Origin of the sequence: Cellulomonas soli (genome assembly GCF_013409305.1) — a bacterium.
GTDB classification, from domain to species: domain Bacteria; phylum Actinomycetota; class Actinomycetes; order Actinomycetales; family Cellulomonadaceae; genus Cellulomonas; species Cellulomonas soli.
The window spans coordinates 2,650,782-2,664,374 of the sequence record NZ_JACBZJ010000001.1 but is presented as its reverse complement, the minus strand read 5'-3'; the positions used below and the strand labels follow the sequence as shown (position 1 = coordinate 2,664,374).

Below are 13,593 nucleotides of genomic sequence, written 5' to 3'. Positions count from 1 at the left end.
GTCAGGCGTCCTTCCTGAACATCCCGATCATGCGGTACGCGACCAGGAACCCACCGAAGATGTTGATGCTGGCCACGGTCGCCGCGACGAACGCCAGCGTGCTGACCAGGGCGGAGTCCGACCCGATCTGCAGCAGGGCGCCGACCAGGATGATCCCGGAGATCGCGTTCGTCTGGGCCATGAGCGGCGTGTGCAGCGAGTGGCTCACGTTCGAGATGACGTAGTAGCCGACGATCACCGCGAGCGCGAACACCGTGAAGTGCCCGAGGAAGGCGGACGGGGCGTAGGTGAGCCCGAGCGTGAGGAGCACGGTCGCCAGGCCCGCGACCACGAGGTTGCGCCGGCCGCGCAGCTGCGCCTGGCGTGCCACCTCGGCCGGGTCGACCTCGACGGGTGCCGGGGCGGCCTCGACGACGGGGGCGGCGGAGACCTGCACGGGCGGCGGCGGCCACAGCACCTCGCCGGCGTGCGCGACGGTCATCCCGCGCTGCACGACGTCGTCCAGGTCGAGCACGAGCTGCCCGTCCTTGCCGGGCGTGAGCAGCGCCATGAGGTGCACGACGTTGGTGCCGAACAGCTGCGAGGTGTGCTGCGGCATGCGGCTGGTCAGGTCCGTCCAGCCGAGGATCACGACCCCGTTGGGCGACACGACGCGCTCACCGGGGACGGTCAGCTCGCAGTTGCCGCCGCCGGACGCGGCCAGGTCCACGATCACGCTGCCGGGGCGCATGCCCGCGACCATCTCCGCGGTGATCGTCGTGGGCGCGTGCCCGCGCACGAGCGCGGTGGTGATGACGATGTCGGCCTTGGCGGTCTCCTCGGCGTACATCGCCGCGGTCAGCGCCTCCTGCTCGGCCGTCAGCTCGCGGGCGTAGCCGTCGGAGCTGACCTCCTGCTGGGCGGTTGCCGCCTGGACGAACTGCGCGCCCATCGACTCGATCTGCTCGCCGACCTCGGGGCGCACGTCGAACGCGCGCACCTGGGCACCCAGGCTCGCGGCCGCACCGAGCGCTGCCAGACCGGCCACGCCCGCGCCGATCACGAAGACGTTCGCAGGCGCGGTCTTGCCGGCGGCCGTGACCTGGCCGGTGAACATGCCGCCGTACTCCTCAGCGGCCTCGATGACCGCGCGGTACCCGGCGACGTTCGACAGCGTCGAGAGCACGTCGAGCGCCTGCGCACGCGAGATGCGCGGCACGGCGTCGAGCGCGAGCGCCGTGACACCGCGGGCGGCGAGCGCGTCCACCAGCTCGGGGTGCGCAGCCGGACCGATCATCGCGATGGTCGTCGCGCCGGGTGCGAGGGCCGCGACCTGCTCGTCGGTCGGTGCAGCCACGGTCGTCACGACGTCGGACGCCCAGACCTGCGCGGCGTCGGCGATGCTCGCACCGGCGTCCACGTAGGCGGCGTCGGAGAAGTTCGCCGCGGCACCCGCGTCGTGCTCCACGACCACGTCGTAACCGAGCTTGCGCAGCTGCGCGACCGTCTTGGGTGTCGCCGAGACGAGCCGCTCGCCGGGACGTGACTCCCGGGGGACGCCGATCCTCATCCTCACTCCTCGCCTGTGTCGTGCTCCGCCGTGCGGTCGTGCAGTGCTGCACAGCCGTGCGTCCGTGCGCACCCGTCACCCCGTCGGGGCCGCGGGTGCGTCCACATCGCGGGACGGCCCGTTCCGGTTCCGTCCGCGCACATCCTGTCCACCCACGAGCCGTCGGATGCCGGACCAAGGGCCTGGCGGACGGCGAGCGTGCGGCGGATCACATCGGGGCTGCGGTGCGGCGCGTCGCCGCTCGCTGCCTGCAGCGGGACCTTAGCCCCACCCGTGGGTCGCGGGGCGAACGGTCCGGCCCGCGAGCTGCCGCTGCGGCCGTCACTGCGGCCGTCACCATGCCCGTCGCTCCGGCCGTCACTCGCGCGGCTGCGGACCCTGCGGGGCGACCCCGGCGGACTCGACCTCGCGCGCGTGCGCCTCCCAGGCGGCTGTCGCGCGGCGCAGCTCGCCCTCGGCGTCCACGCCCTGCGCGTGCGCAGCCATCACCATCGCGAGCAGGCGTTCGCCGACCGCCGGGCCTCCTTCGCCGATGTCACCGCCGTCGCCGTCGTCGTTGGCCGGCTCGGCGACCGCCGCCGTCCCTGGCACCACCGGGACGGTGACCGGCAGGCCGGCCCGCGCCGCACGGGAGACGAGCTTCTGCGCTCGCGCGAGCGCACCCAGCGAGGCCGGGACCCCGTCGAGCGCGGAGGCGCGCCGCTTCTCGACCTTCTTGATCCGGTCCCACTGCACGTGCAGGTCGGCGACCGCCGAGGCGGGGGTCGGGCCGAAGACGTGCGGGTGGCGCCGGACGAGCTTGTCGATCAGGTCGGACGCGACGTCGTCCACGTCGAAGGGGTCGACAGGATCCTCCTGCGCGACCCGGGCGTGGAAGACCACCTGCAGCAGCACGTCGCCGAGCTCCTCGCGCAGCCCGGCGCGGTCACCCGTCTCGACGGCCTCGACGAGCTCGTGGGCCTCCTCGAGCAGGTAGGGCACGAGCGACTCGTGCGTCTGCTCGGCGTCCCACGGGCAGCCGCCCGGGGAGCGCAGGCGGTCCATGACCGCCACGAGCGCGCGCAGGGCGTCACCCCCGACGGCGTCGCCCGGCAGCGCAGCGGAGGAGCCGGAGGGGTCGCTCACGTGCGACGGCCGGGGACGACAGCGCAGCTCACCGGGCGCGGATCACTTCTCGACGGGGCTCTCGGTCGCGCTCGGGGTCGGCGTCGAGCCGGACGACCCATCGGTCCCCGTCGCGTCGCTGCCGGTCGCGTCGCCGGACTGGAAGATCCAGGGGCGCACGCTCGGGTCGGAGACGAAGTTGCCGTCGCCGAGCGTGCCGAACCGCGGGTTCACCTCGACGTCCAGCGCGGCGACCCGCTCGACGAGCTCGGCGTTGATCGCGTCGGCGTCCTCGAGCGCGGTGAGCTTGCCGTACTCGACGGAGAACTTCGCCACGGTCAGCGAGGCCGCGCTGAAGTCCGACCCCTTGAGCCCGTCCGCGGCGGCGACCTGCGTGAGCGCATCGGCTGCGTCCTCGTCGGAGACGGCCACACCGTGCTCGGCCGCCACGGCGGAGACCGCCGGCTCCTGCACGAGGATCGTCAGCACGGCTGACGTCGAGGCGCTCTGCAGGTACGGGCCGAGCTCGTCGAGGACCTGCTGCACCTCGCCCGGGGTGATGGTCCGGCCTTCGACGATCGCGGCCGTTCCGGGCTGCCCGCTGCACGCGCTCAGCGCACCGGCGCCCGCGAGCAGCGCGAGCACCACACCTGCCCGACGCACCCGGCGTGCACGCCGCGGCGCGGGCGCCACGCCGGCTCCCGACCTCACCTGCACGGACGTGCCGTCCACGTCGCCACCGACCACCGTCACCAGGACCTCCTGCGTCGTCGCCCGTCGATCTGCCGCCATCGTAGAGGCCCCGGCTGGGTGTGCGGGCCGACGTCAGCGCCGCGCGCCGAGCGGTCCGACGTCAGCGCCGCGCGCCGACCTGGTCCGACGTCAGCGCCGCGCGCCGACCTGGGCCGCCGCCGACACGTCGCCCCGGATGACCGCGTCGATGAGCTGACGGGCCCAGTCCAGCACGGCATGCCCCTGCAGCGGCTTCCCGCCGACCCGCGCGGTCGTCGGGTACGGGACGAGCACCGTGCGCACCGCCGGCTTGAGCACCGAGCCGGGGTACAGCCGCTTGAGCCGCAGCTGCGCCGACTCGGGCAGGTCGACGGGCGCGAACCGCACGAACTTGCCCTGCGCGGTCACGTCGCTCAGCCCGGCCGAACGCACGTGCAGGCGGAACTCCGCGACCGTGAACAGGTTGTCGACCGCGGGCGGCACCGCGCCGTACCGGTCCACGAGCTCGGCACGCACCTCGGACAGCGTCGCCGCGTCGGCAGCCCCGGCGACCTTCCGGTACGCCTCCAGGCGCAGCCGCTCGTGCGCGATGTAGTCGTGCGGGATGTGCGCGTCGACCGGCAGCTCGATCGTGACGTCCGGCACCTCCTCGGGGGTGTCACCGCGGAAGCTCGCCACGGCCTCGCCCACCATGCGCACGTACAGGTCGAAGCCGACCCCCTCGATGTGCCCCGACTGCTCGCCGCCGAGCAGGTTGCCCGCCCCGCGGATCTCCAGGTCCTCCATGGCCACGGCCATGCCTGCCCCGAGGTCGGTGTTCGCGGCGATGGTCTGCAGCCGGTCGTGCGCGGTCTCGGTGAGCGGCTTCTCGGGCGGGTACAGGAAGTACGCGTAGGCGCGCTCGCGCCCGCGGCCCACGCGCCCGCGCAGCTGGTGCAGCTGCGACAGGCCCAGCAGGTCGGACCGTTCGAGGATCAGCGTGTTCGCGTTGGAGATGTCCAGGCCCGTCTCGACGATGGTCGTGCAGACCAGCACGTCGAACCGCTTCTCCCAGAAGTCGACGATCACCTGCTCGAGCTGGTGCTCGTTCATCTTGCCGTGGGCCACCGCGACCCGGGCCTCGGGTACCAGCTCCTGCAGCCGGGACGCGGCCCGCTCGATCGAGTCGACCTTGTTGTGCACGTAGAAGACCTGGCCCTCGCGCAGCAGCTCGCGGCGCAGCGCCGCGGTGATCTGCCGCTCGTCGTACGCGCCGACGAACGTGAGCACCGGGTGCCGCTCCTCGGGCGGGGTGGCCAGCGTGGACATCTCCCGGATGCCGGTCACGGCCATCTCGAGCGTGCGCGGGATCGGGGTGGCCGACATCGCCAGCACGTCGACGTTGGTGCGCAGGGCCTTGAGCGTCTCCTTGTGCTCGACGCCGAACCGCTGCTCCTCGTCGATGATCACCAGGCCCAGGTCCTTGAACCGGATCTCGCCGGTGATCAGGCGGTGCGTGCCGATCACGACGTCGACCGAGCCGTCGCGCAGCCCGTCGACGACGTCCTTCGACTCCTTGGTCGACTGGAAGCGCGAGAGCGCCTTGACGTTCACGGGGAACGGCGCGTAGCGCTCGGCGAACGTGTCCAGGTGCTGCTGCACGAGCAGGGTCGTGGGCACCAGGACGGCCACCTGCTTGCCGTCCTGCACGGCCTTGAACGCCGCCCGGACCGCGATCTCCGTCTTGCCGTAGCCGACGTCGCCGCAGACCAGGCGGTCCATCGGCACGGTCTTCTCCATGTCGGCCTTGACCTCGTCGATCGTGGCCAGCTGGTCGGGCGTCTCGACGTACGCGAACGCGTCCTCGAGCTCGCGCTGCCACGGGGTGTCGGGGCCGAACGCGTACCCCGGGGTGGCCATGCGGGCCGAGTAGAGGCGGATCAGCTCGGCGGCGATCTCCTTGACCGCCTTGCGGGCCTTGCCCTTGGTCTTCGCCCAGTCCGAGCCGCCCATCCGGTTCAGGCTCGGCGCCTCACCACCGACGTACTTGGTCACCTGGTCGAGCTGGTCGGAGGGCACGAACAGCCGGTCCCCCGGCTGACCCCTCTTGCTCGAGGCGTACTCGATGACCAGGTACTCGCGCGTCGCCGCGTTCGCACCCGTGCCGATGGTCCGCTGCATGAGCTCGACGAACCGGCCGACCCCGTGCTGCTCGTGCACGACGAAGTCCCCGGGCCGCAGCGCGAGCGGGTCGACCATGTTGCGCCGACGGCTCGGCATCCGCCGCATGTCCTTGGTCGACGCCCCCGCCCGCCCCGTGAGGTCGGCCTCGGAGAGCACCGCGAGGCGCAGGTCCGGGGCGACGAAGCCCGCACCGAGCGAGGCCGGCACCACGAGGACGACCCCGCCCTCGGGCTCGGCCGTCAGCGAGGGGACGAGCCGCGCGGGCACGTCGGCCGCCTTGAGCTGCTCGACGATGCGCTGCGCCGGACCGTGCCCCTCGGTGGCCAGGACCAGCCGCCACCCGGCCTGCTGCAGCGCACGGACGTCGGTGATCGCCCGGGCGACCTCACCGCGATACCGCTCGACGTCGCGGGCGGACACCACCAGCGTCGTGCCCTCGCCGCTCGGCGCGGGTGTGCCGAGCGGGACGCCCAGCGCGCTGCCCGTCTCCCCCGCGTCGGCCGCGTCCACGGCCTCGGCGTCGAGCGTGAACGGGCTCAGCGTCCACCAGCCGAGCCCGCGGACCGCCGCGAGCGCGCGCACCTCGGCGAACGTGTGGAACGAGGCCGCCGACAGGTCGAGCGGGGTCGCAGCGCCCGCAGCCGCGCTCGTCCAGGCCGCGGCGAGGAACTCCTCGGTCGTGGCGACCAGGTCGTGCGCCCGGCGGCGGACACGCTCGGGGTCGGCCAGCACCAGGAGCGCGTCGTCGGGCACGAGGTCGAGCACCGGGACCATGTGCTCGACCAGCGCCGGGGCGAGGGACTCCATGCCCTCCACGGCGATGCCCGCGGCGAGCTTGTCGAGCATGTCGATCGCACCCGGCAGCTGCTCGACCAGCGCGGCGGCACGCGCACGCACGTCGTCGGTCAGCAGGATCTCCCGGCACGGGGGCGCCCACACGCCGTGGTCGGCGACCTCGAGGCTGCGCTGGTCGGCCACGGCGAACCAGCGGATCTCCTCGACGTCCTCGCCCCACAGCTCGACACGCAGCGGGTGGTCCTCGGTGGGCGGGAACACGTCGAGGATCCCGCCGCGCACCGCGAACTCCCCGCGCTTCTCGACCATGTCGACCCGGGAGTACGCGGCCGCGACGAGCCGCTCGGCGACGTCCGTCAGGTCGACGCGGTCGCCCGTGCCGATCGTCACCGGCACCAGGTCGCCGAGCCCCGCCACGACGGGCTGCAGCAGTGCGCGCACCGGCATGACGAGGACCCGGACCTCGCCGGTCGGACCGCCGTCGGGAGCCGGGTGCGCGAGGCGACGGAAGACCGCCAGCCGGCGTGCCACGGTGTCGCTGCGGGGCGAGAGCCGCTCGTGCGGCAACGTCTCCCACGAGGGCAGCACCGCGACCGCGTCCTCCGGCAGGTAGCAGCGCAGGGCACCGGCGAGCTCGTCGGCGTCGCGCCCGGTGGCGGTGACGACGACGAGCGGCCGCCCCTTCCGCTCTCCCCCGGCACCGGCCAGGGCCGCCAGCAGGGGCGGCCGCACCCCGGCCGGTCCGACCACGTCGACCTCGCCGCGAGCGCGGACGTGCTGGAGCGCGGCCGCGGCGGCCGGGTCGGCGAGCAGGGAGGGCAGCAGGCCGGTGAGGTCCATGGGGTTCCTTCGGCGGAGGTCGTGGGCGACGCGTGCCGGGCGGCCGGGGCACGTGCAGCACCAACGCCCCGGATCCACTGAGGACCGGGGTGCGGGCGAAAGTCTACGAGCGCGGGCCGACAACGACCCGATCGCGACGGACCACGACGGAACGCGGCAGCCGCGAGTCCCGCCCGGTGGCAGGGTGGGGCCCGCGGTGCACCGTGCACCCGAACCTCGTGAAGGAGACAGCCCGTGGCACGTGTCGTCGTGGTCGGCGCCGGGATCGTCGGACTCGCGGTCGCCGCTCGGCTCGCCGACGACGGGCACGAGGTCACGGTGCTCGAGAAGGAGCCCGCGGTCGCCCGGCACCAGACCGGGCGCAACTCCGGCGTCATCCACTCGGGCCTGTACTACGCGCCCGGAAGCCTCAAGGCCCGCATGGCGACCGCAGGCGCGGCGAGCATGAAGGCCTACGCGCAGCGCCGGGGCGTGCCCGTGCGCACCTGCGGCAAGCTCGTGGTCGCCAGCGACGACACGCAGCTGCCCGGCCTGCACCGGCTCGCCGAGCGGGCCCTCGCCAACGACGTCGAGGCCGCCCTGCTCACCCCCGAGCAGGCGCGCGAGCACGAGCCGCACATCGCGAGCGTCGGGGCCCTGTGGGTCACGCAGACCGGCGTCGTGGACTACCCCGGGGTGTGCGCCGCGCTCGCCGAGGACGTCGTGGCGCACGGCGGCGGCCTGCTGACCGACACCCAGGTGGTCTCCGCCGCCGAGCGGACCGATGGCCTGCACGTGCAGGTGCGCACCGGCGGACGCGAGCACGAGCTCACCGCCGACCTGCTCGTCGCGTGCGCCGGCCTGCAGGCCGACCGCGTCGCTCGCGCCTGCGGCATCGAGCCCGCCGCCCGCATCGTGCCGTTCCGGGGCGAGTACGCCACGGTGCGCGAACCGGCCGCGAGCCTGGTCCGCGGCCTGGTCTACCCCGTGCCCGACCCCCGCTTCCCGTTCCTCGGCGTGCACCTGACGCGCGGCGTCGACGGGCACGTGCACGCCGGCCCGAACGCGGTGCTCGCCCTCGCCCGCGAGGGGTACACGTGGGGGCAGATCAGCCCGCGGGACGTGCTCGACACCTTCAGCTGGCCGGGGCTGTGGCGCATGGGGGTGCACCACCTCGGCTCGGGTGCGTCCGAGGTCGCACGCTCCGCCTCGCGACAGCTGTTCGCCCGGTCGGTCGCCCGGTTCCTGCCCGAGCTGCGCACCGAGGACCTCGTCCCTGCACCCGCGGGGGTGCGTGCGCAGGCGCTCGCCCGGGACGGCAAGCTGGTCGACGACTTCCTCGTGCAGCGCAGCGGCCGTCAGGTGCACGTGCTCAACGCGCCTTCACCGGCGGCCACCGCGGCGCTGGAGATCGCCGCGCACGTCGTCGACGAGCTGCCGCAGCCCTGACCGCACGCGCAGGCGGGTGAGCACGCGGGTGAATTGCCGCCCGGAGGCGTCGACGTGCCCTTCCGCGGAGCTACCGTGGTGGTTCCGAGATGTCCGATATGCGCAGGTCCGGCCGGTTCGCCGCACCTGACCGCGTGCGACCGGACCGCCTGGCCCAGCAGACGACCTGCCCAGCAGACGAGACGACGTGATGGCACCCCTGACCGGCACCGCCCGTGCCCCTCGCGACCCCTCCGCCCGACGGGGTCGGCGTCGTGGCGCCACGACCGCTGCGGCGTCCGCGCTCGTCGTCGCTCTCGGGCTCCTGCTGGCCGCGTGCAGCGGCTCGGGCGACGACGAGGCCCCCACGTCCGGGTCGACGGGCGGGACTTCCGGCTCGTCGTCCGCCGGCCAGGACGGCGGGTCGGCCACCGCCGACGGGTCGGACGCGACCGACGGGACCGGGCAGGGCACGACGCAGGACCAGAAGCTCGCCGAGAGCGAGACGAACGCCAAGGTCCCCGAGCGCAGCCCCGCCCCCACGACCCTGCCCGGTCTGGACGGCGTCCAGGTCTCCGACGCCGTCACCCTGACAGGTGCGCTGCCGACGACGGCTTCCGCGCGGGGCACGCTCGTCGCCGGTTTCCCGGAGCTGGTGCTGCCCTCGGGCACGGCCCTCGAGGTCGTCTCGAGCTCGGTCTCGGCGGAGGGCGCACGGCTGCAGATCGGCCTCGAGGCGGGCACGGCTGTGGCGCAGGACGACGTCCGGGCCGCGTTCACCGCGACACTCGAAGCCCTCGGGTTCCGCAGCGAGGAGTCCCCGGCGCTGCCGGGCAACCGGGCCACGGCCTACGTGCACGGGGACGAAGGCCTGGTCCTGACGACCCACGAACGCACCGGTGGTGGGACCGAGCTGTCGGTCGCCGGCACCCTCGAGACGGCTCCGTGAGACCGGCCGACGCCGCCCCCACGCTGGACCGTGCGGGGCACGAGAGGCCGGACGACGCAGGGAACGAGGGTGAGCACGCCTCGCACGACGGCTCCGCACCGGACGCGTGCACGCACCCGCCGACCTCGAGCGGCCGACGCCTGACGCCCACCGACGCGGCCACGGTCGAGGCGGCACGTGCGGCCCGTGCCGCTCGCTCGGCGCGCAGCACCCGGGTGTCCTCGACGGTCGTGACGATCGGTGTGGTCAGCCTGCTGACCGACATCTCCTCGGAGTCCGTCGCCGCGATCCTGCCGCTGTACCTGACGACCGCGCTCGGCATGACGACGCTCGCCTACGGCTTCGTCGACGGCCTCATGCAGGGTGCGACCGCACTCGTGCGGATCGGCGGCGGCTGGGCCTCGGACCGCGGCGACCACCCCAAGTGGGTGGCCTTCGCCGGGTACGGGCTGTCCGCTCTGACGCGGGTGGGGCTGCTGCTCACCACCGGGTTCGTCGCGATCACCTCGCTCGTCGCGGTCGACCGGCTGGGCAAGGGGCTGCGCACTTCGCCCCGCGACGCGATGATCGCCGCCTCCAGCAACCCGAGGAACCTGGGTCGCTCGTTCGGCGTGCACCGGATGCTCGACACGGTCGGCGCCGCCGTGGGACCGCTGCTGGCGTTCGTCGTGCTGTGGCTGCTGCCCGACGGCTACCACACCGTGTTCGTGATCTCGTTCGGGTCGGCGGTCATCGGGTTGGCCGTCCTCGGCCTGCTGGTGCCGGACCTGCGGCCGCGACAGGCGTCCTGGCTGACGACCCACCAGTCGCGTGCGGAGCGCAAGCTGCCCAGCTGCAAGGGCTGCTCGTGCAGCGACGGGGCGGTGCCCGCCCTCACCGAGCGCCCGTTCAGCTGGCGGTTCCTCGCCGAACCCGGTCTGCGCCGGGTGCTGGTGGTCTCCGGTGTGCTGGCGCTGCTGACGATCGGCGACGGGTTCATCTACCTGTCCCTGCAGGAGCGGGACGGTTTCGCCACGAAGTGGTTCCCGCTGCTCTACGTGGGCACGAACGTGGCCTACATGCTGCTGGCGATTCCCGCCGGGCGGCTGGCCGACCGGGTCGGCCGGGCGCGGGTCTTCGTGTGGGGCCACGCGATGCTCGGCGCGGCGTACGTGTGCGCGGCGTTCGGCGGGGCGTCGGCCGTGACGACCCTGGCCGCCCTGCTCCTGCTCGGTGCGTTCTACGCCGGGACGGACGGCGTGCTGGCCGCCGTCGTGGGACAGCGCACCGCGCCGCAGGTGCGCGCCTCGGCGATCGGCACCGCGCAGACCGTGGTCGCCGTGGCCCGGATGGCCGCGTCCGCGGCGTTCGGCGTGCTCTGGTACACCCTCGGCCGTCAGCCGGCGATAGTCTGCGTGGCCGTGCTGCTCGCCGTCGCCCTCCCTGCCTGCTGGTTCGCCCTGCGCCACCTCGACCATCCGGCCGGTCTCGTCCCGGACACGGCGTCCGAGACCGACGCGGTGGTGACGGCGCCGTGAGGCGGCTCCCGCCCCGCGTGATCGCCATGGTCGCGATCACCGTGGTGGTGGTGCTCGGCGTCGGCGCGTACGTGTGGTCGGCCGCACGCAGCCACCAGGAGGCGACCGAGGCGGCCCCGACGGTGGAGTCCACCGACCTGGCCGGGGTCCTCGACGGGCCTCACATCCTGTTCCGCAGCACGCTGCCCGGGGCGCAGTACGGCCTGGTGGCTGCCGTTCCTCTGGACGACCCGAGCGGGACGCGCGCGTTCACCGACGTCGCCTGCGACCGGATCTACCACGCGGGCGACTTCACCTCGTGCCTGCGCACCGTCCGCGGGATCGCCACGACCTTCGAGGCCGTGCTCCTCGACGACTCCTGGCAGGAGGTGCAGACCTGGCCGCTGCCCGGCATCCCGAGCCGCACGCGGCTGAGCCCCGACGGGTCGTTGGTTGCGACGACCGCGTTCGTCACGGGCCACTCCTACGCCCAGGTCGGCTTCTCCACCGAGACCAAGATCCACGGGACCGACGGCACCGACCTCGGCAGCCTCGAGTCCTGGACCTTCGTCGTCGACGGGGAGAAGTTCACGGCCTCGGACCGCAACTTCTGGGGCGTGAGCTTCGTCGACGACGACACGTTCTACGTCACCGCGGCCTCGCAGTCGGCCGACACGACCTGGATCGCCACGGGCTCGGTCTCGACCCGCACGATCACCGCGCTGCGGGACGGGGGCGAGTGCCCGTCCGTCTCCCCCGACCGGTCGATGGTCGCCTACAAGAAGGTCCAGCGCGTCGAGGACGCCCAGAAGGTGTGGGCCTACGCCGTGCTCGACCTCGCCTCCTCGGACGAGACGCTCTACCCGGTGACCGAGGGCTGCGACGACCAGATCGAGTGGCTCGACGACTCCACGATCCTGTACGGCATGCCGCGGGCGGACGAGCCCGGCACGACGGACGTCTGGTCCCTGGACATCACGACGCCGGGCGCGGAACCGCAGCTGTTCCTCGAGGGCGCCTGGTCGCCGTCGATCGTCCGCTGAGCACGTCGCGCCGACACTGCCCTGAGACGGCACCGAGCACGACGCAGCCCCCGCCTCCCCTGAGGCGGGTTCTAGCGATCCCCGCAACACCCTGAGTTTCAGGGAGTTGCGGGGATCGTGTCGTCGTTGGAGTTGAAGGGGTTGTTCTTCGCGGCCCTCGCGGTGGAGGAGGGGAACGTCTCGGCCGCTGCGCGTGAGGTCGGGGTGAATCTGAACACGGCGTTCGGGTGGGTGCGCAAGGCCGGTCTCCGCGGGACAGGCACTGGCGGCCGGGGTGGGCATCCTGGTCGGGCGGAGTACGAACGGTTGCGCGCTCAGGGAGTCAGCCGACGGCAGGCCGCTCGGCGTGTCAGCGTGCACGTGCGCACTGCTCGGGACTGGGATCGGGGCGTGCTCTCGCGAGGTCATACCCGGATCTATCCCGACGGCCGGAAGGTGGACTACCGCACCGGTGAGACCACGGCGGTCACCCCGCCGATCGGGCCGTCGATGGCCGTCGTGGAGGCCGTGCTGCACCCTCGGTTCCTGACCCTGGTCGAGCGTGAGCAGATCGCCGATCTGCGCCGTCGAGGTGAGTCGTTTCGCGCGATCGGGCGGGCACTGGGTCGGCCCGCGTCCACGATCATGCGTGAGATCAGCGCCAGGTCCGTCGACGGCATCTACCTTCCGCACCGCGCGCACCGGTCGTGGGCCTCGGGCAGGTCGCGGCCCCGGCAGGCCAAGCTCGCCCGGCACGGTCGCCTGCGTGACTACGTCGCGGGCAGGCTTGCCGAGCAGTGGTCTCCCGAGCAGATCTGTCACGCTCTGGTCCGGGAGTTCCCGGACGACGAGAGCATGCGGGTGAGCGTGGAGACGATCTACCAGGCGATCTACGTCCAGGCCCGCGGCGGTTTGCGCCGGGAGGTCGCCGACGCGCTGCGCACCGGGCGCACCCGCCGCAAGCCCCACCGGGCGCCCGAGCAGCGCACGCCTCGGTTCGTCGATGAGATGGTGATGATCTCCGAGCGGCCGGCCGAGGTCGCCGACCGGGCGGTGCCCGGGCACTGGGAGGGCGACCTGATCGTCGGGACGGGGTCGCGCTCGGCGATCGTGACCCTGGTCGAGCGCTCGACCCGTTACGTGATGCTCGGGCACCTGCCCGGCGGGCACACCGCCGAAGAGGTCCGCGATGTGCTGGTCCCGCTGATCGGGTCTCTGCCGGCGCACCTGCGCGGGTCGCTGACCTGGGACCAGGGCTGTGAGATGGCCGCCCACCAGCAGTTCAGCATCGCGACCGGGGTCCCGGTCTACTTCTGCGACCCGCACTCGCCCTGGCAGCGCGGGTCGAACGAGAACACCAACGGTCTGCTGCGCCAGTACTTCCCCAAGGGCACCGACCTGTCCGTCCACTCACCGGCCGACCTCGAGCACGTCGCTCAACAGCTCAACGCCCGACCACGCAAGACGCTCGACTGGGGCACCCCAGCCGAGCGCCTGCGTGATCTACTGACGACCACGTAGGCCACCAGGTGTTGC

The 13,593-nt window shown here is 73.3% G+C and carries 9 protein-coding genes; 5 read left to right on the top strand and 4 right to left on the bottom strand.

Annotated elements, in window-relative coordinates:
• Position 1 precedes the first annotated feature (1 nt).
• The 4 genes from BKA22_RS12330 to mfd form a co-directional block, all read right to left on the bottom strand.
• Positions 2-1,549 (bottom strand): Re/Si-specific NAD(P)(+) transhydrogenase subunit alpha, encoded by a 1,548-nt coding sequence (locus BKA22_RS12330; protein ID WP_146953903.1) that lies wholly within the window; start codon positions 1,547-1,549, stop codon positions 2-4.
• A gap of 357 nt (positions 1,550-1,906) precedes the next feature.
• Positions 1,907-2,674: a nucleoside triphosphate pyrophosphohydrolase gene (locus BKA22_RS12325; protein WP_223203667.1), complete on the bottom strand. Its 768-nt coding sequence runs from the start codon at positions 2,672-2,674 to the stop codon at positions 1,907-1,909.
• 42 nt (positions 2,675-2,716) lie between these two features.
• Positions 2,717-3,406, bottom strand: a complete 690-nt coding sequence (locus BKA22_RS12320) for a hypothetical protein (RefSeq protein ID WP_146953904.1) — start codon at positions 3,404-3,406, stop codon at positions 2,717-2,719.
• Positions 3,407-3,535: 129 nt separating this feature from the next.
• Positions 3,536-7,183, bottom strand: coding sequence for a transcription-repair coupling factor (gene mfd / locus BKA22_RS12315; protein WP_146953905.1), 3,648 nt, complete (start codon positions 7,181-7,183; stop codon positions 3,536-3,538).
• A gap of 234 nt (positions 7,184-7,417) precedes the next feature.
• Here mfd and lhgD point away from each other — a divergent pair, with 234 nt between their 5' ends.
• The 5 genes from lhgD (at position 7,418) to BKA22_RS12290 (ending at position 13,578) form a co-directional block, all read left to right on the top strand.
• Entirely contained in the window at positions 7,418-8,611 is a 1,194-nt protein-coding gene (gene lhgD / locus BKA22_RS12310) for an L-2-hydroxyglutarate dehydrogenase (RefSeq protein ID WP_146953906.1), read from the top strand.
• A 190-nt stretch (positions 8,612-8,801) separates the two neighbouring features.
• Positions 8,802-9,539, top strand: a complete 738-nt coding sequence (locus tag BKA22_RS12305) for a hypothetical protein (RefSeq protein ID WP_146953907.1) — start codon at positions 8,802-8,804, stop codon at positions 9,537-9,539.
• Positions 9,536-11,056, top strand: a complete 1,521-nt coding sequence (locus BKA22_RS12300) for an MFS transporter (protein WP_223203668.1) — start codon at positions 9,536-9,538, stop codon at positions 11,054-11,056. Before BKA22_RS12305 ends, BKA22_RS12300 begins: the two co-directional genes overlap by 4 nt.
• Positions 11,053-12,078: a hypothetical protein gene (locus tag BKA22_RS12295; protein ID WP_223203669.1), complete on the top strand. Its 1,026-nt coding sequence runs from the start codon at positions 11,053-11,055 to the stop codon at positions 12,076-12,078. Before BKA22_RS12300 ends, BKA22_RS12295 begins: the two co-directional genes overlap by 4 nt.
• A gap of 306 nt (positions 12,079-12,384) precedes the next feature.
• Complete coding sequence (locus BKA22_RS12290) at positions 12,385-13,578, top strand: IS30 family transposase (RefSeq protein WP_146954894.1); 1,194 nt, start codon at positions 12,385-12,387, stop codon at positions 13,576-13,578.
• The last annotated feature ends 15 nt before the right edge of the window (positions 13,579-13,593 follow it).

Coding starts and splice junctions, on each gene's coding strand:
- BKA22_RS12305 (WP_146953907.1), top strand. CDS start 8,802: ATGGCACCCCTGACCGGCACCGCCCGTGCCCCTCGCGACCCCTCCGCC.
- BKA22_RS12330 (WP_146953903.1), bottom strand. CDS start 1,549: ATGAGGATCGGCGTCCCCCGGGAGTCACGTCCCGGCGAGCGGCTCGTC.
- mfd (WP_146953905.1), bottom strand. CDS start 7,183: ATGGACCTCACCGGCCTGCTGCCCTCCCTGCTCGCCGACCCGGCCGCC.